This window comes from Deinococcus soli (ex Cha et al. 2016), assembly GCF_001007995.1.
Classification (GTDB): domain Bacteria; phylum Deinococcota; class Deinococci; order Deinococcales; family Deinococcaceae; genus Deinococcus; species Deinococcus soli.
The window spans coordinates 1580214-1598710 of sequence record NZ_CP011389.1 but is presented as its reverse complement, the minus strand read 5'-3'; the positions used below and the strand labels follow the sequence as shown (position 1 = coordinate 1598710).

Genomic DNA, 18497 nt, shown 5'->3' with positions numbered 1-18497 from the left:
GCCGCTCATTCTTTGGCCTCGGGGAGGGGCACGTCCAGTGTGAAGCGTGTCCAGTCCCGCCCGTCCGCACTCACGCGGTCATGGGCGAGGGTCGCGCCGAGCGCCTGCGCGCGGTCTGACACCAGGGCCAGTCCCACGCCCCGCCCCGTACCCTTGCTGCTCACGCCGCGCGCGGTCAGGGTGTCCGCCAGCGCCGGGGACACGCCGGGCCCGGTGTCGCGCACCTCCAGGATCAGGCCTTCCGGGTCGGTGGCGATCAGCACGCGCACCTCGGCGTCCGGCGCGCCGCTCGCCGCCTCCAAGGCGTTCTCGATCAGGTTCCCCGCCGCGAGTTCCAGCAGGTCCAGCACCCCGGGCGGCAGCGTGCCCGGCAGGGCCGACAGCGGATCGAGGGTGAGGGGCACACCCCGTTCCGCCGCGCGGTCGAACTTGCCCAGCAGCAGCGCCGAGAGCCGCACGTGCCGCAGCGCCCCCACCGCCTGCAGATGCGCCTCGTGCCGGGCCGACTGCGCGTGGATCAGGGCCAAGGCCTCGCGCGTCTCGCCCAGGTGCAGCAGGCCCGCCAGGGTGTGCAGGCGGTTCGTGAACTCGTGCGTCTGCGCCCGCAACAGCTCGGCGTAACGCTGCGACTGGGTCAGCTCGTCCGCCAGGGCCCGCACGCGCGCCAGGTCCCGCAGCGTGACCACCACGGCGCCCTCCCCGGCCTCCTGCGCGGCCAGCAGCACCGGGCGGCCCGCCACCTCCGCCGTGACCGGCCCCGCCCCCGGCACCGGCAGCGGGAGGCCCGGCGGCCACGGCAGCGGCAGCGCGGTGTCCGGGGTGCCCAGCAGCGCGCGCGCCTGGGGGTTCATCACGAACACCTGCCCCGCGCGGGCCACCAGCACCCCTTCCTCCAGGGTGTTCAGCACCGCCCGGTACTGCCGCAGGCCCCCGGCGATCTGCTCGGGTTCCAGGCCCAGCATCTCGGCCTTCACCCGCCGCGCCACGCCCAGCGCCAGGGCAAGTGCCAGGGCCAGGGCCAACAGGTACCAGGGCAGCCCCGCGCGCAGCACGTCCAGGAACACGTCCCGCAGCCGGGGCAGCAGGAAGCCCACGCTTGCCAGCCCCAGCACCCGCCCGGCGCCGTCCACGATGGGCACCTTCGACCGCACCGAGCGGCCCAGCGTGCCCTGCACCGTCTCCGTGACGCTCCGGCCCCGCAGGAACGCCGTGAAGTCCCCGCCCTGCATGCGCTGCCCCACCTGCGCCGGGTTCGGGTGCGTCAGGCGCCGCGCGTCCCGGTCGGTGACCACCACGTAATCCGCGCCCAGCTGATCCCGGTAGCGGTTCATCAGGGCGTTCAGGTTCGCCCGCTCGGCCGCGTTGCCGGAAAGGGCCGCCATCACGGGCGGGAGGGCGGCCACCAGCCGCGACTCGCGCAGCGACCGCTCCGCGAACGACCGGTGAATGCCGTCGTAGACGCCCTGACTGACCAGCCCCGCCACCGGCAGGCCCAGCACCAGAAAGGCGCCCAGCGTCGTCAGGAACAGCCGTGGACCCACCCGCAGCAGGCGCGGCGTGTGCGGCAGCGCTACCTCGCGCGCCAGGGACGGCACGCGGGACGGAAGGGGCAGGCGCAGCGCCACGGTCCCCCAGTGTAGGCCCGCCACACGCCCCCACGGCCCTTGTGTTCACCGTGTGTACGAATCCCCGGCCCGCCACGACGCCCCCCCGCGCTCACTGGGACGGCGCGCAGCCACTGCGGCCCGGGTGACCGCCGCGCCTGGTCGGGGACAGGCATCTCCGTGCACGCGCATGCTGGGCGGCACCACACTCCCGCCCCGACCTGCATCCGCGCAGGCCACCCCCCACCTCACGGCGCGCCCCGGCCCGCGCGCCCCCACCCGCGTCCCCTGTGGCGCACCGGAGGACCCACCCATGCCCAAACTGTTCCGCAGCCTCTACGTGCAGGTGCTGACCGCCATCGTCATCGGCGTGCTCGTCGGCCACTTCTTCCCCACTGTCGGGGAAGCCCTCAAACCCCTCGGGGACGGCTTCATCAAACTGATCAAGGTCGTCATCGGCCCGATCATCTTCTGCACGGTCGTCAGCGGCGTCGCCAGCATGCGTGACACCAAGAAGATCGGCCGGGTGGGCGGCAAGGCCCTGCTGTACTTCGAGGTCGTCACCACCGCCGCCCTGCTGATCGGGCTGGTCGTCGTGAACCTCGTCGGGCCCGGGCGCGGCATGAACATCAACCCTGCCACCCTCGACACCAGCGCCATCACCAAGTACACCGACGCCGCCGGGGAACAGACCGTCGCGGATTTCATCCTGCACGTCATCCCCACCACCTTCGTCAGTGCCTTCACCGAAGGTGACCTGCTGCAGGTGCTGCTCATCGCGCTGCTCAGCGGCTTCGCCCTGATCCGCATGGGCGACCTGGGCCAGCGCATCCTCAAGGGCATCGACGCCGTCAGCGTCATGGTGTTCCAGATCCTGGGCTTCATCATGAAACTCGCCCCGATCGGCGCGTTCGGCGCGATGGCCTTCACCATCGGCAAGTACGGTGTCGGCAGCCTCCAGCAGCTCGCGTACCTGATGGGCACCTTCTACGTCACCTGCGCGCTGTTCGTGTTCGTCATCCTGAACGTCATCGCCAGACTGGCCGGATTCAGCCTCCTGAAATTCCTGCGCTACATCAAGGAAGAACTCCTGCTCGTGCTGGGGACCAGTTCCAGCGAGAGCGCCCTGCCGCGCCTGATGGCCAAACTCGAACACGCCGGCGCGAACAAGAGCGTCGTCGGCCTCGTCGTCCCCACCGGATACTCGTTCAACCTCGACGGCACCAGCATCTACCTGACCATGGCCGCCGTGTTCATCGCCCAGGCCACCAACACCAACCTGTCTTTCGCGCAGGAAGTCGCCCTGCTGGGCATCCTCCTGCTGACCAGCAAGGGTGCGGCGGGCGTCACCGGCAGCGGCTTCGTCGTCCTCGCCGGGACCCTCGCCGCACTCGGCAGCGTGCCGGTCGCGGGCCTCGCCCTGATCCTCGGCATCGACCGCTTCATGAGCGAAGGGCGCGCCATCACCAACATCATCGGCAACGGCGTCGCCACCCTGGTCGTCGCCCGCAGCGAACGCGCCCTCGATATGCAGCGCCTCACCCGCGTCCTCAACGGCGAGCAGCTCCCGCCCGTGAACGCCGACGTGCAGGCCGAGGAGCATGGCGAAGGCCGCAAACTGGGCAGCGCACAACCGGCGTAAGGGTTGAAAGTAAAAAGTTGATGGTTGATGGAGTGGGGAGGTCCCCGTCCATCAACCATCAACCTTTTACTATCAGCCCAGCTGCGCGTACGCGACGGCCACCTGCGCGGCCACCATGGCGTTGTGGCGCACCAGGGCGATGTTCGCGGCGAGGCTGCGGCCCCCAGTGATCTCGACCATGCGGCCCAGCAGGTACGGGGTGGTGTCCTTGCCCTTCAGGCCCAGGGCGTCCATGTCGCGCAGCGCCTGCTCGATCTGCGGGGTGATCTCCCCGGCGGGAATCTCGGCGTTCTCGGGGATGGGGTTGGCGAGCATCACGCCGCCCGACACGCCCAGATCCCACTTGGCCTTCAGGACCCGCGCGGCTTCCTCGGGCGTGGCGACCGTCAGGGGGGCCCTGAAGCCGCTCTGGCGGGAGTAGAACGCCGGGAACTCCTCGCTGCCCAGCGTCAGGGCCGGAATGCCGTGCGTCTCCAGGACCTCCAGCGTCAGGCCGATGTCCAGGATGCTCTTCACGCCTGCGCTGACCACGCACACGTCCGTCTGTGCCAGCTCCAGCAGGTCAGCGCTGACGTCCATGCTGCGCTCCGCGCCGCGGTGCACGCCGCCGGTGCCGCCCGTGGCGAACACGCGGATGCCCGCCAGCGCCGCCACGCGCATGGTGCTCGCCACCGTCGTCGCGCCGTGCCTGCCCAGCGCCACCGTTACCGGCAGGTCGCGGGTGCTGATCTTCTCGACGCCCGGGTCGGTCGCCAGGAGGTGCAGTTCCTCGGGCGTGAGGCCCACCTTCAGGCGGCCCCCCAGCACCGCGATGGTCGCGGGGACCGCGCCGTGCGCGCGCACGACGTCCTCCACGCCGCGCGCCATCTCCACGTTCTGCGGGAACGGCATGCCGTGGCTGATGATCGTGCTCTCCAGCGCGACCACCGCGCGGCCCTCAGCCAGGGCGGCGGCGACTTCGGGGTGAATGTCCAGGTAGGCGGCAACGGTCGGGTTGATGTCGTGAGTCATGGGAAACCTCGAAAGGGCAGTCAGCCCGGAGTGATGGGGAATGAGAGGGTGAAACGCTGCAGGGGTGGGGCGGCTAGCCGGTCGTGGCGGCCCCCGCCAGGCGGGCCTGTATGGCCGCCGGGGTCAGGGTGGGGGAGACGGCGTGGTCGCTTTCCACGGTCAGCGCCGCCGCTGCGTGCCCACGGCGCGCCGCGTCCGCCGGGGACAGCCCCGCTGCCAGCGCCGCCAGGAACGCCGCGAGCATCGCGTCGCCCGCGCCGGTCACGTCCCGCACCTCGGCGGGCAGGGCGGCCAGTTCGGTGACCTCCTCGGGCGTGGACAGCAGGCTGCCCGCCGCGCCCCGGCGCACCCACACCAGCCGCACCCCCTGCGCGTGCAGTTCGGCGGCCGCCGCCCGGAGCGCCCTCGGCTCGTCCGGCACCGCGCGGCCCAGCAGGGCGCCCAGTTCCGGCACGTTCGGCGTCACCGCCTGCGGCACCAGCCCCGCCGCCAGAGCCGAGCGCAGTCGCGCCGCCTTCGGCACGCTCACCGGCTCGAACACCACCGCCGCGCCCGCCTCGGCCGCCAGGGACAGCAGATGCGCCAGCGACGCCTCCGGCAGGTTCCCGTCCGCCACCACCCACGCCGCACCCCGCAGCACCCCACGCCGCTCCTGCAACGCCGCCGGGGTCAGGGCCTCCACCGCCGCCATGGCCGCCACCGCCACCAGCAGCTCCCCACTCGCGTCCAGCACCGCCGTGTACGTTCCCGTCGAGACCTCAGGTGCGCGCAGCACCGGCCGCACATCCACGCCCGCCGCCTCCGTCTCGCGCAGGAGCCAGTCCCCCAGCGCGTCCCGGCCCACCACACTCACCAGCGACGCGGGCACGCCCAGCCGCGCCAGGTTCTCCGCGACATTCCGCGCCACGCCCCCCGGCGCCTGCGCCGTCACACCCGGATTACTCGTCCCGGGCACGGCTGTCTGGATGGTGCGCGCCTTCACGTCCACGTTCGCGCCGCCCACCACCACCACGCGGCCCGGGCCGGACTCCGCCGGCAGGACATAACCCCGGCCCAGCAGCGCGCCCTTACGCACCAGGTTGCTCACGTGCACGTTCACGGACGCCCGCGTGGACCCCAGGCGGCGCGCCAGTTCCTCCGGCGTGGCCAGGGGCGTCTCGCGGATCAGGGCGAGGAGGGCGGATTCGGTGTCGGTCAGAGGCATCTGCTTTCTATAATAAAGGTATTTTCTGCGGTTAATCAAGTTGGGTGTCTGGACGATGGGCGCCTGCGGCGGGCCTCCCCACCCCCCAGCCCCCTCCCGCAGAGGGGCAGGGGGAGCGGCGTTGCACTGGGCAAGAGTTGTTCCTGATGCGGCGGGTTTGAGTAGGGCGGTGACGTATCCGGCCTCGACGCCATCCTCCGCTTCGGTGGAAGGCCCGGACGCTGCGCGTCCGACGGCTCGTGGCAGTCAGCAGTGACGCGCCGGGTGGAACGTTTCACGCCGCTCATCGACTTTTTCTCTCTTCGCTTTTGCTCCTCCCCCTTGCCTTGCAAAGCTGCGCAGCAGAGGGGGGAGGCCGGGTAGGGGTGAACGGGCCGCGCCCGTCCCTCACAGTCCAGAGCCCACAACCCACTCCCCACTTCCTCCAACCCACTTCCGCTTCAGTCCGCTGCGCTCCGCGTGCGTTCCTCGCCGGGGCGGGGGCCGAAGGTCAGGGGCGCGTGACCGGGCACGGCTTTCGCGGCGAACTCGTGCAGGCCCAGGCGGTCGGGCGCTTCGAGGTGGTAGCGGAAATTCCACAGGTAGTGCTGCACGACGCGTTCCGGCAGGCCCAGTTTCCGCGCGTGCCGCTCCGCGACGGCAGCGAGGTGCCCGATCCCGTCGCGTCTTGCCTCGCGCATGGCCTGCACCAGTTCGGGTGGGGGTGGATTGTCCTTGCGGTACGCCCACACCGCGAACGTGAACGGGTGACCGGTCAGGCGGAACCACTCCTCCGCCAGGTCCGTCACGGTGATGCCCCGCGCCGCATGCGGGAGGCCGGTCATGGTCGTCTCGGGCGTCAGGGGCCCCACCACGCCGTACCACTCGCGCAGCGCGCTGTCCCCGATCCGCAGCACCCCGTCGAAGCCCTGCGCCAGCAGCGTTTCCGCCTCGCCCTCCGCGCGTTCCAGCGTCGGGTTCAGGCCACGCTCCCGCAGCAGCACCTCCAGCAGCGCCACGCTCATCGCCGACTGCGCCGTCAGCGCCACCCGCCGCAGGTCCTCCAGCGGACGCGTGTGGAACAGGTTCACGGAGTACACCGGCCCCAGCACCGCCACGCTGAAATCCGGCAGGGCCTCCAGCACGTCCGCGTTCCGGATGAACTCCACCGCGCTGATGTTCGCGATGTCCACCTGACCCGACAGCAGCGCCGCGTTCATCTGCGTCGGCACGCCCGTGATCGCCGTCACGCCCGGCGGCAGCACCAGCGAATCGAGGATCGGCGCGACATTCGTGAAATGAATCCAACCGGCCTTATAGCTCATGAATCACCAGTACTCCATCGGGTCGGGACGATTCCGGTCGTCGAACCCGTACCGAAGCAGATCGTCGGACGTGACCTGGGTGGGACTGTCCGGCCAGAGGGTCGTCGTGATGTCCAGCAGGAGCGAGAGCGCCTGAGCTGTCACGGCTGCGCGTTTTCGACCCAGCTCTCCGAAGGATTCCAGCAGGCTGTGGCCGGACGGGCCCTGCCCTTCGAGCTTCTTGACCAGCAGCCCACTTTCGAGCAGACCGCTGTCTTGGGCGAGGAAGGCTTCCCTGGTCAGATTAAACAGGTAGGCGGGTGCCCAGGCGTCCGACGAGAGGGGAATATTTGACAGTTCCCTAAAGTCGACGCTGAACGCCCGTTGCAGGGCGCGCGTGAACGACGTGGCGTCGAGTCTCAGAGGCTCAGCGGCGTTGATGTATCGCCGGGCGTCCAGATGCGACTGGATCAATTCACGCCGCCCGTACTTCACGGCACGACCTGTGCGCTGATCGCCTGCCAGTGGCCGTCTGCGTGGGCGTAGACGCGCAGGACGGACTGGATGCGGTTGGGGCCCTCGTAGAGGGTCAGGCGGGTGACGGCCGTGTCGCCGTGGATGCGGGCGGCGTGCCGTTCGATCATCAGGGTGGGGGCGGGGTCTACGGGGAAGTGCGTGATCAGGTCGGCGCGGCTGATGCTCCTGCCGTCCGGGAGGAAGCCCAGCCAGTCGGCGGCCAGGACGCCCTCCAGCGCGGTCGGGTCGCCGTGGTGGTACGCGGCATTCCAGCGGTCGTCCAGGGCCAGCAGGGCGTCCAGGTCCGGCATGTCAGTCGGCGGCCTCGTGCTGCGCGGGGAAGGTCTCCAGCTCGTTGTAGTACGCGTCGCGTAGCACGGGGAGGCGTCCGGCGTGCTGGATCATGCTGATCATGCCCTGCTCGCTCAGTTTCATGGGGCTGGTCGCCCCGGCGGCGTGCGCGATGTGTTCCTCCTGGATGGTGCCGTCGATGTCCGATACGCCCCAGTCGAGGCTCACCTGCGTGAGTTCGGAGCCGATCATCACCCAGTAACCCTTGATGTGCGGGAAGTTATCCAGGTAGATGCGCGCCACGGCGAGGTTGCGCAGGTCGTCCAGGCCGGTGGTGTACTCGGTCTTCCCGAGGTTCTGCGCCAGGGTGTTGCCCAGTGGCTGGAACGCCAGCGGGATGAACGCGTGGAATCCGCCGCCGTAGCGGGCCAGGGAGTCGTCCTGCAATTCGCGCAGGCGGTGCATGTGATCCAGGCGTTCTTCCAGCGTCTCGATGTGGCCGTACAGCATGGTGGCGTTCGTGCGCATGCCCAGGGAGTGCGCCTCGCTGTGGATCTGCAGCCACTTCTCGGCCTTGACCTTGTTCTTCGCGACCTGTTTGCGCACGCGGTCGGCGAAGATCTCGGCGCCGCCGCCCGGCATGGCGCTCAGGCCCGCTGCCTGGAGTTCGCGCAGGACGTCCAGGGTGGGCTTCTTGCTGATCCGGCTCAGGTGCTCGATCTCGGCGGCGGTGAAGGCCTTCACCTGCAAGTCCGGGTACGCTTCGCGCAGCGCACGGACCATGGCGGGGTAGTAGTCCCACTTGTGGTTCGGGTGGTGTCCGCTGCTCATGTGCAGCTCCGTGATGCCGGGCAGGTAACGGCGGCCCACCTGCGCCACGACCTCCTCGGGGCTGTAGTCCCAGGCGCGGGCCTCGTTCTTGTGCGCGGCGAACGCGCAGAACGTGCAGCCCACGTAGCAGATGTTCGTGAACTCCAGGCGCATGGAGTGCACGAAGTACACCTTGTCGCCATGCAGCGCCGTCTTGCGGAGGTTCGCGAGGCGCATCAGGGTGTTCAGGTCCCGGGTTCTGAACAGCTGCATGCCTTCTTCGAAGTTCAGGCGCTGCCCCGATTCGACCTTCTGGGCGATGGGCGCGAGCGCCGGGTCGGAGAGCCAGTTCATACGGGCAGGATACGCCCGGCCCCGGCGCGGGAATGTCCCCGATCCTCAATCCGCGCTTCACGCGGCCGCCGGGTCTCCGCCGCGCTGTGACGGGACCGAAAGATTCGATATGGCACAATCCGGAGCAAGGTGACCACGGAACACGCCGACGCGCAGCGGCAGATCGCCCGGTACCGATCCCTGGTGCAGGTGATCGCGTCGCTCTCCCGTCATGTCCGCACCGAGGACCTGCTGCGCACCATGCACCATGAGGTGCAGGCGCTGTTCGCCTCGCCCATCACGCTCCTCGCGCGGTGCACGCCTGAGGGCGGCTGGGCTCTGCAGACCCTGGAGGGCGACGTCATCGCCGAGCAGTGGCTCGGGCCGCGCCGCGACGGACTGCTGGAACGGGTCGTGATGGACCGCGTGCGCCTGGAGAACGACCTGCCCGCGTACCTGGACCGTGAGGGCCTGACGGTCGTGCGCGTCCACTACCGCCCGGACCTGCCGCACACCATGTCCTGGATGGGTGTCCCGCTGCGTGCTGGCGGGGAGACGCTGGGCGTGCTGTCCGTGCAGAGCTACGCGCTGAACGCGTTCACGCCCGAGGACCTGGAATTTCTGGAACTGCTGGGCGTGCAGCTGGGCATCGTGATGGAGAACGCGGCGCTGCACGAGCAGCTCGAACGAGAGGCGAACACCGACCCGCTGACCGGGCTGTTCAACCGCCGCCAGTTCGCGCTGCGGGGCGAGGCGGCGGGGCACGCGGCCGGCGAGTGGACGCTGGCCGTGCTGGACGTGCAGGAATTCAAACGCATCAACGACGACCTGGGGCACGCGGCGGGCGACGTGGTCCTGCGCGGGATCGGGGAGGCGCTGCTGGACCTGACCGCCACGCGGGGCGAGGCGTTCCGGCTGGGCGGGGACGAGTTCGCGCTGCTGCTGCCGTGCGGCCCCGAGCGGGCGGCGGCGCTGCTGCGCGCGGGGCTGGACGGTCTGGCGGGCCGGGCGCTGCCCGCGTCGCCGTTCGTGAACGTGGGGCTGGCCGCGCGCCACGTGGGGGAGCCGCTGACCGAGTGGGTGCGGCGCGCCGACCGGCACATGTACGCCGCGAAACGGGCCCGCGCGCATCTGGTCGTCTCGCCGGAGGATGTCGCGTGACGGACCGGCGCGGATTGCCCCCCATGGGTTACGCTGAGGACATGAGCGCAGAAGATCATCGTCCCGGAGCAGAACGCCCCGGCGGGACGGACGCCCCGGCCACACCCACGCCAGAACGCTGGACGGTCGACGCGCTGGAGGACACTCCGCGCGGCCCGGTCGCGCGGCTGGAACGCCCGGACGGCGAGACCGTGGACGTCCCCGCCCGTCACCTCCCGGACGGCGTGCGCGAGGGTGACCTGCTGGCCGTGCAGGACGGCCCGGACGGCGTGAGTTTCCGCGCGCTGCCCCGCGAGACGCGCGAGCGGCGCGCGCAGGCCCAGGCCCAACTGGACGCCCTGAACGCCCGCCAGGGCCCACCCACCAACGACCAGGGAGAGATCGACCTGTGACCGGCCCGAAGAAGGTTCCCGCGCCCAGGAAGGCCGCCCCGAAAAAGGCTGCGCCCGCCCGCAAGACCCCTGCCAGAACGCCTGAAGCCACCACCAAAGCCTCCCCGAAAGCCCCACCCCGCGGCCGCGCGAAGGGGAAATCCGCCGCCCGCAAGGGCCCCAGCCCGTCAGACCTGCTGGGCGTCCTCGTGCTGATCGGCACCGCCAGTCTCGCCGCGTGCGGCTGGATGAAACAGGGCGGCCAGGATGGCGGCGACACCAGACCCACCGGCCCCGCCGGACAGGTCACCATCCGCTTCCTCGACATCGGGCAGGGCGACGCGATCCTCATCCAGAGCCCCGAAGGCAAGACCGCCCTGATCGACGGGGGCCGCAGCAGCGAGCGCCTGCGCGACTACATCGACGAACTGAACCTCACGGCCCTCGACCTGATGGTCGCCTCGCACGCCGACGCCGACCACATCGCGGGCCTCGTGCCCGCCGCCACGCTGAAACCACGCGTGTTCATCAACAACGGCCTGGGCGGCACCACCCAGACCTGGGACCGCCTGGTCAAGGCCCTCCAGGACGTCGGAAGTACCTTCACGAAAGCCAGCAATCAGACCGTGAACCTCGGCAGCGTGAAACTCCGCGTGATCGCCCCACCCCCCGGCATGGGCGACGACCAGAACGAGAACAGCGTCGGCGTCGCCCTGCAGTTCGGGTCCTTCCGCGCCCTGATGACCGGCGACAGCGAAACCCCGGAAACCGAAGGCTGGCTCGCACAGGAACGCGAGGACCTGAGGGGTCCCTTCCAGGTGTACAAGAGCATCCACCACGGCGCCGCGAACGGCGACAGCGCCGCGTGGCTCGCGTACGTCCGCCCCCAGAACGTCGTCATCAGCGTCGGCGCCTCCAACACCTACGGCCACCCCACCAAGAGTGCCCTGAACCTCTACAAGCAGGCCGGAGCGCGCGTGTACCGCACTGACCGCCAGGGCACCGTCACCGTCCAGGGCAGCGGCGACGGCACGTACACCATCACCACCGACCGCTGAACGCGGAGGTCAGCGTGGGCCCCTGGATGACCGGGAGGCCCACTTCAGCTGTTGCGGTTCATCACCTGCCGGATCAGGATGATCCTTTCCCGCAGGTCGTGCTGCACGGCTGCCCGCTCCTGCACGGGCAGGTGGTCGGTCAGCCACAGCCCCCGCCGGAGCGGCTGGGTGATGGACGGCGAGATCAGACGCAGAGGGGCGTCCTCCTGTCGCAGCCAGCGCAGCAGGCCGTCCGGGGTGCGGGTCTGCTCCAGGAATGGGCCGAGTTCCTCAGCGTAGGCGCGCTGTATTCCCTCGCGCACGCGGGGCAGTGAGGCCGGGCCGGTCAGTTCCCAGGCGAGAGGCCAAGACAGATTCAGGAAATGCGCCGAGGTCCTGAAGGAGCAGGCGTATTCCTCTACGTCCGGCTCGACAAGAAACGAGGTGCGGGCGATCAGGCTCACCCGCCAGAAGGACTGGCGGGGCTGCACATCCAGGTGCAGCCGCTGGCGTCCGTGCGAGATGTCCCGCACCGCTTCACCGGGTGAGATGACCTTGAATCCCCACTCGGTGCAGAAGCTCTGGAACACGTCCAGCAGGTCATCTGCGGCGCTCATGCCCACACCCCACAGCCCCGTTAAGCGTCCTGTTCGGCCCAGAGGGCGCGCATCTCGTCGCTGCGTTCGAGCAGGTCGGGCAGGGTGCCTTCGTCGGTGATGCGGCCGTTTTCCATCAGGAGGATGCGGTCGGCGCGCAGGAGGGCGGCGCGGCGGTGGCTGACGACGAGGCAGGTGGCGTCGGTCTGGGCGAGGCCCTGCCAGAGTTGCGCCTCGGTGCGGGCGTCGAGGGCGCTGCTGACGTCGTCGAACACGAGGAGGTCGGCGGGGCGGGCGAGCATGCGGGCGACGGCGGCGCGCTGGATCTGCCCGCCGCTGAGTTTCACGCCGCGCGCGCCGACGGGGGTGTCGAGGCCGCCGCTCAGGGCGTGCAGGTCGGGTTCGAGGACGGCGAGCTGCACGGCGCCGCTGAGGTGCGCCTCGTCGGCGCCGCTGGTGATGTTCTCGCGCAGGGTGTCGCTGAAGAGGTTGGGTAGCTGAGCGGTGTACGCGCTGCGGGGGGGCACGAGGAACGAGGCGGGGTCGTCCAGCGTCTCGCCGTTCCACTGGACGCTACCGGACTGCGTGGGGATCAGGCCCAGCACGGCGCGCAGCAGGGTGCTCTTGCCGCTGCCGATGCGCCCGGTGACCACCACGAACTCGCCGCGCCCCACGCTGAAGCTCGCCTCACTCACACCCAGGCCGCTGGGGTGCAGGGCGGTCAGGCCGTCCACGTGCAGCTCGCGCAGGGGAATCGCGGCGGGGGCAGGGGGCGCGGCGGGCGCCTCGCGGTTCAGGTACGCGTCGTGGTGCTCGACGATGGTGGTGTCCGGCGCGTCCTGCAGCAGGCGGGTCATGCGGTCATAGCTGACGCCCGTGCGGCGGTGGCGGGCGATGGCGTCCCCGAAGAAGCCCATGCTGCCGGTCAGGCGGGGCAGCAGGCCGATGAACAGCACGAAGTCCGCGACGTCCAGCGTGCCGCCGCGCACCTTGTTCGCGCCGAGCAGCAGCACGAGCCCCACGGCGAGGTTCACCATGTTCGTGTTCACGCCGCGGATCAGTTCGGTCAGCAGCACGTCCCGCAGGGCGGCGTGGCGGCGCGTTTCGCCCAGGGCGCGCAGGTGCGTGACCATGCCGCCTTCACGCGCGGCGAGTTTCACGGCGCTCACGGCGCCGAAGGTCTCGCCGATGAAGTCCGTGACGCGGGCGGTCGCCTCGCGCATGCGGCGGCGGTAGGTGCGGATGGTGGGGGACAGGCGCTGCACGAACACCACCATCAGCAGCAGCGGCGTGCACACCAGCGCCGTGATCAGCGGGTCCACGCGGGCCATCAGCGTGATCGCCACCAGGGAGTACAGCACGAAGCCCGCGCCGTCCACCCACACCTCGGTGTACCCGGCGACGTCGTCCACGTCGTCCCGGAAGCGGCTGACCGCCTCGGCGGGCGTGTCCGGCAGGCGCCGGGAGCGGCGGGCGGTGAGCAGGTAGCTCAGGAGGTTGCGGCGCACCAGGGCGTCCAGGGTGTACCACAGCTCGATCCACGCGCGGAACGCGCCGTAGAAGATCCCGAAGCGGCTCAGGCGCACGAACGCGAACCACGCCACCGATACCCACGCCGCCGCAATCGCTGGGTTGATGGGCTGCCCGCCGGTCTTCAGGCCGTCGGCCTGCTCCAGCGCCCGGAACACGCCGCTGACCGCCAGGGTCAGCAGCGCCGGGCTGGCGTGCACCATGCCCCACATGAACAGGTTGAACGCGAACAGCCCCGGCTTGTAGCGGAACAGTTCCTTCGACAGCGCGAACGTCCGTTCCTTCACGGGCACGGGCGGCTGGGGGAGAGGAGAGGTGGTCATGGTCGGACTCCAGAAAGTGGTGAGTGGACAGTGGTGAGTGGAACGAAGAGAGGGGTGTGATGTGGTCCCACTGCCCACTTTCCACTCCCTACTCCCCGCCTCATGCCAGCACTCCGTCGTGTTCGTTCAGCTGTCCGGCGCGCAGCAGGGCGGCGTAGTGACTGCGGGGGTCGCGGGCGAGGTCGTCGCGGCGGCCGTCCTCCAGCACCTCGCCGTCGCCGAGGACCAGGATGCGGTCGGCGCGGGCGACGGTGTCGAGGCGGTGCGCGATGATGATCGCGGTACGGCCCGACAGCAGGCGGGTCATGGCGGCGGTTAGCAGGGCCTCGGTGGCGGGGTCGAGGCGGCTGCTGGGTTCATCCAGGATGATCAGGCTGGGGTCGCGCAGCATGACGCGCGCGAACGCCAGGAGTTGCGCCTCCCCGGCAGACAGGCTCCCGGTGGGCAGCGGCGTGCGGACGCCGTCGGGCAGGCGGGCCAGCCAGGCGCTCAGGCCGACCTCGTGCAGCGCGGCCTCCACCTGCGCGTCGGTGACGTGCGGGTCGAAGAAGCTGAGGTTGTCGCGGACGCTCGCCTGGAACAGCTGCACGTCCTGCGTGACGACCGCCACGCGGGAGCGCAGGTCGTGCAGGGGGGTGGCCTGCACGTTCACGCCGCCCAGCAGGATCTCGCCCTGCGTCGCGTCGTACAGCCGCGAGATCAGGCGGGTGAGTGTGGTCTTGCCGCTGCCGGTGCGGCCCAGCAGGCCCACGGTCTGCCCGGCGGGCAGGTCGAAGCTCACGCCCCGCAGCACGCCGCGCGCCTGCGGGTCCTCGGGGGCGTAGCTGAACGTCACGTCCCGGAACGCCAGCGGCAGCGGCCCCGCCGGGAGGGGCGTCTCGCCCCCGCGGACGGCGCTGCGCAGCGCGAGCAGTTCCGACACGCGCCCCAGGCTCGCCCCGGCCTTCTGCAGGTCCTGAAGCTGCTGCGTGAGCTGATCGATGGGTTCCTCCACCAGCGTCATGTACTGGTACAGCAGGAACGCCGTGCCCAGCGTGATCGCGCCGCCCGCGTAAAGGCCGACCGCTGCGCCCAGCACGCCCACGTACCCGACCGCGAACAGCGCCATGCTCAGCTGCCACACCACGCTGCGCCGCCGCCAGGAATTGATGGAGCGCGTGAAGAAGGTCCGCTGCACGTCCAGGAAGCGCCGCAGGTGGTGCCCACCCGCGCCCAGGCTGCGCACGTCCTCCAGGCCCGCCAGTCGCTCCTCGACGAAACCGAACAGCCGCGCGCTCGCCTCGCGTTCCAGGCGGGTGGGTTCCACGCCCAGTTTCCGCACGCGGTTCATCGCGGTCAGCGTGATGGCCGTGAACACGGTCACGCCCAGCCCGATCCGCCAGTCCTCCCGGAAGAACATCACCAGCGCGCCGGTCAGCAGCAGCGCCGCGCCGAACACCCGCACCGCGAACTGAGAGAAGAAATTGCTCAGGGCCGTCACGTCCCCGTCGATCCGCTCGATCATCTCGCCCGGCGTGCGCTCCTTGTGCTCGCGCATGTCCAGCGACAGCAGGTGCGCCATCAGGTCGGCGCGCAGGCGGTTCGTGGCGGTCCAGCCGACCCGCGCGCCCACGTACGTCGCCCCGGCGGTCATGAGCTGCACGCCCACCGCGAGCAGGATGTACAGGCCCGCCAGCCGCACCAGCCCCGCGACGTCCGCGCCCGCGCCCTGCTTGGCGTTGTCGACGAACTGTTGCAGCAGCTGCGGCAGCAGCAGGTTCAGGCCCGTGCCGGTCAGCAGCAGCGCCGCCAGCGCCGCCACCTGCCACCGCAGCGGCCCCAGGTACGTGCCCAGCACCCCCAGCGCGCTCCGCGGCGGAGCGTCGGGTGGCACGGAGGGAGACACGGCGGCAGAAGACGACATCCTCTCAGGCTAGCGACCCGGCGCTGGAAGCGCATCCGCCGAGTGGCGCATGGGGCTGGCAGTGCGGGACGGGGCAGAGGTGGGGGTCAGGCCGGGGTGGGGGTGTCGCGGCCGGTCCAGAGCCCGGCGAGGGTGTCCTGAACGGTCTGGCGGGCGCGGGTGAGCTTGGCGAGGCCGGTGGGGGTGATCTCGGTGTACACGCCGCGCCGGTCGGTGGGGCACATGTAACGGGCGAGCAGGCCGCAGTCCTGCGCCTCAAGCCGGGCGACGAGGCGGGTGGTGGCGCTCTGGGAGAGCCCGGCCAGATCGGCGAGGACCTGCATGCGGTGGTGGTGGTCGTGTTTGGCTTCCAGCGCGGCGAGGACGCGGTACTCGCTGAGGCTGAGGTCGTGGTGGGTGTTCAGGGCGTGTTCCAGGGCGCGGCTGACGGTCTGCCACTCGTGGTCGAGGGTCTGCCAGCGGGTTTCGAGGTTGGTGGTCATGGGTCTCCAGGGTGGGGGTTGACAGGGGAGAGGTTCAAGTCTAATTTACTTGCAGACGCAAGCATTGCTTGTGCAAACATTATAGCAGGGGGTGACGTGTCCCACTGCGCCGCCCCCCATTCCAGGAGATTCCACCCATGCCCCCAGCCCTGCTCGCCCTGGCCATCAGCGCCTTCGCCATCGGAACCACCGAATTCGTCATCGTCGGCCTGCTCAACACTATCGCCGCCGACCTCGGCGTCAGCGTCCCCAGCGCCGGACTCCTCGTCAGCGGCTACGCCCTGGGCGTCGCCCTCGGCGCGCCCATCCTCACCGCCCTCACCGGCCACCTCCCCCGGCGACACCTGCTCCTCGGCCTGATGGTCCTCTTCACCGCCGCCAACGTCGCCGCCGCCCTGTCCGGCTCCTACGCCCTCCTGATGACCGCCCGCATCCTCAGCGCCCTGGCCCACGGCGTGTTCTTCAGCGTCGGCAGCACCATCGCCGCCGGCCTCGTCGCCCCCGAAAAACGCGCCAGCGCCATCGCCACCATGTTCGCGGGCCTGACCCTCGCCACCGCCATCGGCGTCCCCGCCGGCACCTGGGTCGGCCAGGAACTCGGCTGGCGCGCCACCTTCTGGATCATCACCGCCCTGGGCGTCGTCTCCCTGATCGCCACCGCCGCCCTGCTCCCCCGCACCCTCCCCCGTGGGGACGTCACGACCCTGGCCCAGCAGGCCCGCGTGCTCGTCCACCCCCGCCTGCTGCTCGTGTTCGCCATGACCGCCCTCGGGTACGGCGGCACCTTCGTCACCTTCACGTACCTCGGCAGCGTCCTGGAAACCATCACCGGCTTCAGCGCGAACATGGTCAGCGTCCTGCTGCTCGTGTACGGCGTCGCCATCGCCGCCGGCAACGTCATCGGCGGAAAGATGGCCGACCGCGACCCCGTCCGGGCGCTGACCACGCTGTTCCTCGCGCAGGCGCTCGTGCTGCTCGCCTTCACCTTCACCGCCCCGCACCCCGTCCTTGCCGTGATCACCCTGTTCCTGATGGGCGCCCTGGCCTTCGCGAACGTCCCGGGCCTGCAGGTGTACGTCGTGCAGCTCGCGCAGCGCTTCACTCCCGGCGGCGTGGACGTCGCCAGCGCCCTGAACATCGCCGCGTTCAACCTCGGCATCGCCGCGGGTGCCTTCATCGGCGGGCTGGTCGTCAGCAGCGCCCTGGGTCTGGCCGCCACCCCCTGGATCGGCGCGCTGTTCGTCGCGGGCGGCCTGCTCCTGACCCTGCTCAGCGCCCGCCTCGACCGCCACGCCCCGGCCCTGCACGCCGCCGACTGAACCACGCCACCACGGGAGAGGGGAGCGCATCATGTACGTGCTCCCCTCCCTCTGACCGGTTGCCCGGGGTTCAGTCCTCGCCGCTCATGCGGACCACCAGCTTGCCGCGCACGCCCTCCGCCGAGAGTTCCGCCAGGGTCGCGGGCAGCGCCTCCCGCTCCCGGACGTCCGTCACCAGCGGATCGAGCTCGCCGTTCAGGACGAGCGCCAGCAGGTCGCCCAGCATGACGCCCAGATCCTCCTGCGCGCGGCGGTCGCCACTGGCATGCGCGGCGCCCAGCGCGATCGGATGCACGCTGATCTTCGCCGGATGCGCGCGGTAGGTGGGCAGGTCCGGCAGGCCCAGCACGCACGCCATGCCCCCACCGAACGCGACGGCGTCCAGCAGCGCCGTCGCCTGCCCGGCCGTCTCGACCACCGCCGGCACGCCCGCCCCGCCCGTCACCTCGCGCACCTGCGCGGCCAGATCCCCCGAGCGGTAATCCAGGGTCACCTCGGCCCCCAGCCTCCGCAGGTACGCGTGGTTCGCGGTGGACGCCACGCCGATCACGCGCGCCCCCGCCCGCCGCGCGAGCTGCGTGGCGTACCCGCCCACCCCGCCGCTCGCGCCGTTCACGAGCACCCAGTCGCCGGGCTGCCACAGGCCGGGCCGCACGCCCAGCCGACGGTCGAGGCTCTGGTACGCGGTCATGCCCGCGCAGGGCAGCGCCGCCGCGACCGTCAGCGGCACCCCGTCGGGCACGCGCGCGACCGTGTGGGCGCTCGTGACGACCGCCTCGGCGAACACGCCGGGCCGCGTGAGGTCCACGTGCATCGCCACGCGGTCCCCGGGCCGCAGGGTCTCCACGCCCGGGCCGACCGCCTCGACGGTCCCGGCGCCGTCCACGCCGGGCACGTGCGGGTACGTCCAGGCGGGATGCCCACCACGCAGCAGCTTGAAATCCACCGGGTTGACGGTCACGGCCGCCAGCCGCACGCGGATCTCGCCCGGGCCGGGCGCCGGGGTGGGCACGGGCGTCCACTGCAGGGTCAGGGGTTCACCGGGCTGGGTGGCCGTGAAGGCATGCATGGTCATGCGCTG

17 protein-coding genes are annotated in these 18497 nt (G+C 70.9%); 5 read left to right on the top strand and 12 right to left on the bottom strand.

The features are described from left to right. Positions 1-5: 5 nt before the first annotated feature. The gene (locus SY84_RS07930; protein ID WP_245621430.1) at positions 6-1625 is read right to left on the bottom strand and encodes an ATP-binding protein; all 1620 of its coding nucleotides are present in this window, start codon (positions 1623-1625) and stop codon (positions 6-8) included. Positions 1626-1917: 292 nt separating this feature from the next. Between SY84_RS07930 and SY84_RS07925 the strand changes: the two genes are divergently transcribed. Further along, positions 1918-3246, top strand: coding sequence for a dicarboxylate/amino acid:cation symporter (locus SY84_RS07925; protein ID WP_046843575.1), 1329 nt, complete (start codon positions 1918-1920; stop codon positions 3244-3246). A gap of 72 nt (positions 3247-3318) precedes the next feature. Here SY84_RS07925 and SY84_RS07920 read toward each other — a convergent pair whose 3' ends face one another. The 6 genes from SY84_RS07920 to mqnE all read right to left on the bottom strand — a co-directional run bounded on the left by SY84_RS07920 (position 3319) and on the right by mqnE (position 8715). After that, the gene (locus SY84_RS07920) at positions 3319-4257 is read right to left on the bottom strand and encodes a pseudouridine-5'-phosphate glycosidase (protein ID WP_046843574.1); all 939 of its coding nucleotides are present in this window, start codon (positions 4255-4257) and stop codon (positions 3319-3321) included. A gap of 73 nt (positions 4258-4330) precedes the next feature. Further along, a complete protein-coding gene (locus tag SY84_RS07915) occupies positions 4331-5461 on the bottom strand; it encodes a PfkB family carbohydrate kinase (protein ID WP_046843573.1) in 1131 nt (376 codons plus the stop codon). A 440-nt stretch (positions 5462-5901) separates the two neighbouring features. After that, complete coding sequence (locus SY84_RS07910; RefSeq protein WP_046843572.1) at positions 5902-6765, bottom strand: menaquinone biosynthetic enzyme MqnA/MqnD family protein; 864 nt, start codon at positions 6763-6765, stop codon at positions 5902-5904. 3 nt (positions 6766-6768) lie between these two features. Next, positions 6769-7239 (bottom strand): hypothetical protein, encoded by a 471-nt coding sequence (locus SY84_RS07905; protein ID WP_046843571.1) that lies wholly within the window; start codon positions 7237-7239, stop codon positions 6769-6771. Continuing rightward, entirely contained in the window at positions 7236-7571 is a 336-nt protein-coding gene (locus SY84_RS07900; protein WP_046843570.1) for a nuclear transport factor 2 family protein, read from the bottom strand. The genes SY84_RS07905 and SY84_RS07900 overlap by 4 nt, the downstream gene beginning before the upstream one ends. A 1-nt stretch (position 7572) precedes the next feature. Next, the gene (gene mqnE, locus SY84_RS07895) at positions 7573-8715 is read right to left on the bottom strand and encodes an aminofutalosine synthase MqnE (RefSeq protein WP_046843569.1); all 1143 of its coding nucleotides are present in this window, start codon (positions 8713-8715) and stop codon (positions 7573-7575) included. A 129-nt stretch (positions 8716-8844) separates the two neighbouring features. Between mqnE and SY84_RS07890 the strand changes: the two genes are divergently transcribed. From SY84_RS07890 to SY84_RS07880, 3 genes are read left to right on the top strand one after another with little or no spacing between them, the layout of a single operon-like run. Next, a complete protein-coding gene (locus SY84_RS07890; RefSeq protein ID WP_046843568.1) occupies positions 8845-9855 on the top strand; it encodes a GGDEF domain-containing protein in 1011 nt (336 codons plus the stop codon). 41 nt (positions 9856-9896) lie between these two features. After that, positions 9897-10247: a DUF3006 domain-containing protein gene (locus SY84_RS07885; protein WP_046843567.1), complete on the top strand. Its 351-nt coding sequence runs from the start codon at positions 9897-9899 to the stop codon at positions 10245-10247. Next, positions 10244-11284, top strand: a complete 1041-nt coding sequence (locus SY84_RS07880) for a ComEC/Rec2 family competence protein (protein ID WP_046843566.1) — start codon at positions 10244-10246, stop codon at positions 11282-11284. Before SY84_RS07885 ends, SY84_RS07880 begins: the two co-directional genes overlap by 4 nt. Positions 11285-11328: 44 nt before the next feature. On the opposite strand, the gene SY84_RS07875 is transcribed toward SY84_RS07880, so the two are convergent. From SY84_RS07875 to SY84_RS07860, 4 genes are all read right to left on the bottom strand, one after another. After that, the gene (locus tag SY84_RS07875) at positions 11329-11880 is read right to left on the bottom strand and encodes a hypothetical protein (RefSeq protein ID WP_046843565.1); all 552 of its coding nucleotides are present in this window, start codon (positions 11878-11880) and stop codon (positions 11329-11331) included. A gap of 20 nt (positions 11881-11900) precedes the next feature. After that, complete coding sequence (locus tag SY84_RS07870; RefSeq protein ID WP_046843564.1) at positions 11901-13712, bottom strand: ATP-binding cassette domain-containing protein; 1812 nt, start codon at positions 13710-13712, stop codon at positions 11901-11903. 100 nt (positions 13713-13812) lie between these two features. Then, positions 13813-15615: an ABC transporter ATP-binding protein gene (locus SY84_RS07865; protein WP_046843563.1), complete on the bottom strand. Its 1803-nt coding sequence runs from the start codon at positions 15613-15615 to the stop codon at positions 13813-13815. Positions 15616-15701: 86 nt separating this feature from the next. Beyond that, the gene (locus SY84_RS07860) at positions 15702-16097 is read right to left on the bottom strand and encodes a MarR family winged helix-turn-helix transcriptional regulator (protein WP_046843562.1); all 396 of its coding nucleotides are present in this window, start codon (positions 16095-16097) and stop codon (positions 15702-15704) included. A 137-nt stretch (positions 16098-16234) separates the two neighbouring features. On the opposite strand from SY84_RS07860, the gene SY84_RS07855 reads away from it, so the two are divergent. Next, on the top strand, positions 16235-17416 hold the full coding sequence (locus SY84_RS07855) for an MFS transporter (RefSeq protein WP_046843561.1): 1182 nt from the start codon (positions 16235-16237) through the stop codon (positions 17414-17416). A 70-nt stretch (positions 17417-17486) separates the two neighbouring features. Here SY84_RS07855 and SY84_RS07850 read toward each other — a convergent pair whose 3' ends face one another. Then, positions 17487-18491, bottom strand: coding sequence for a zinc-binding dehydrogenase (locus SY84_RS07850; RefSeq protein WP_052751081.1), 1005 nt, complete (start codon positions 18489-18491; stop codon positions 17487-17489). Positions 18492-18497 lie beyond the last annotated feature (6 nt).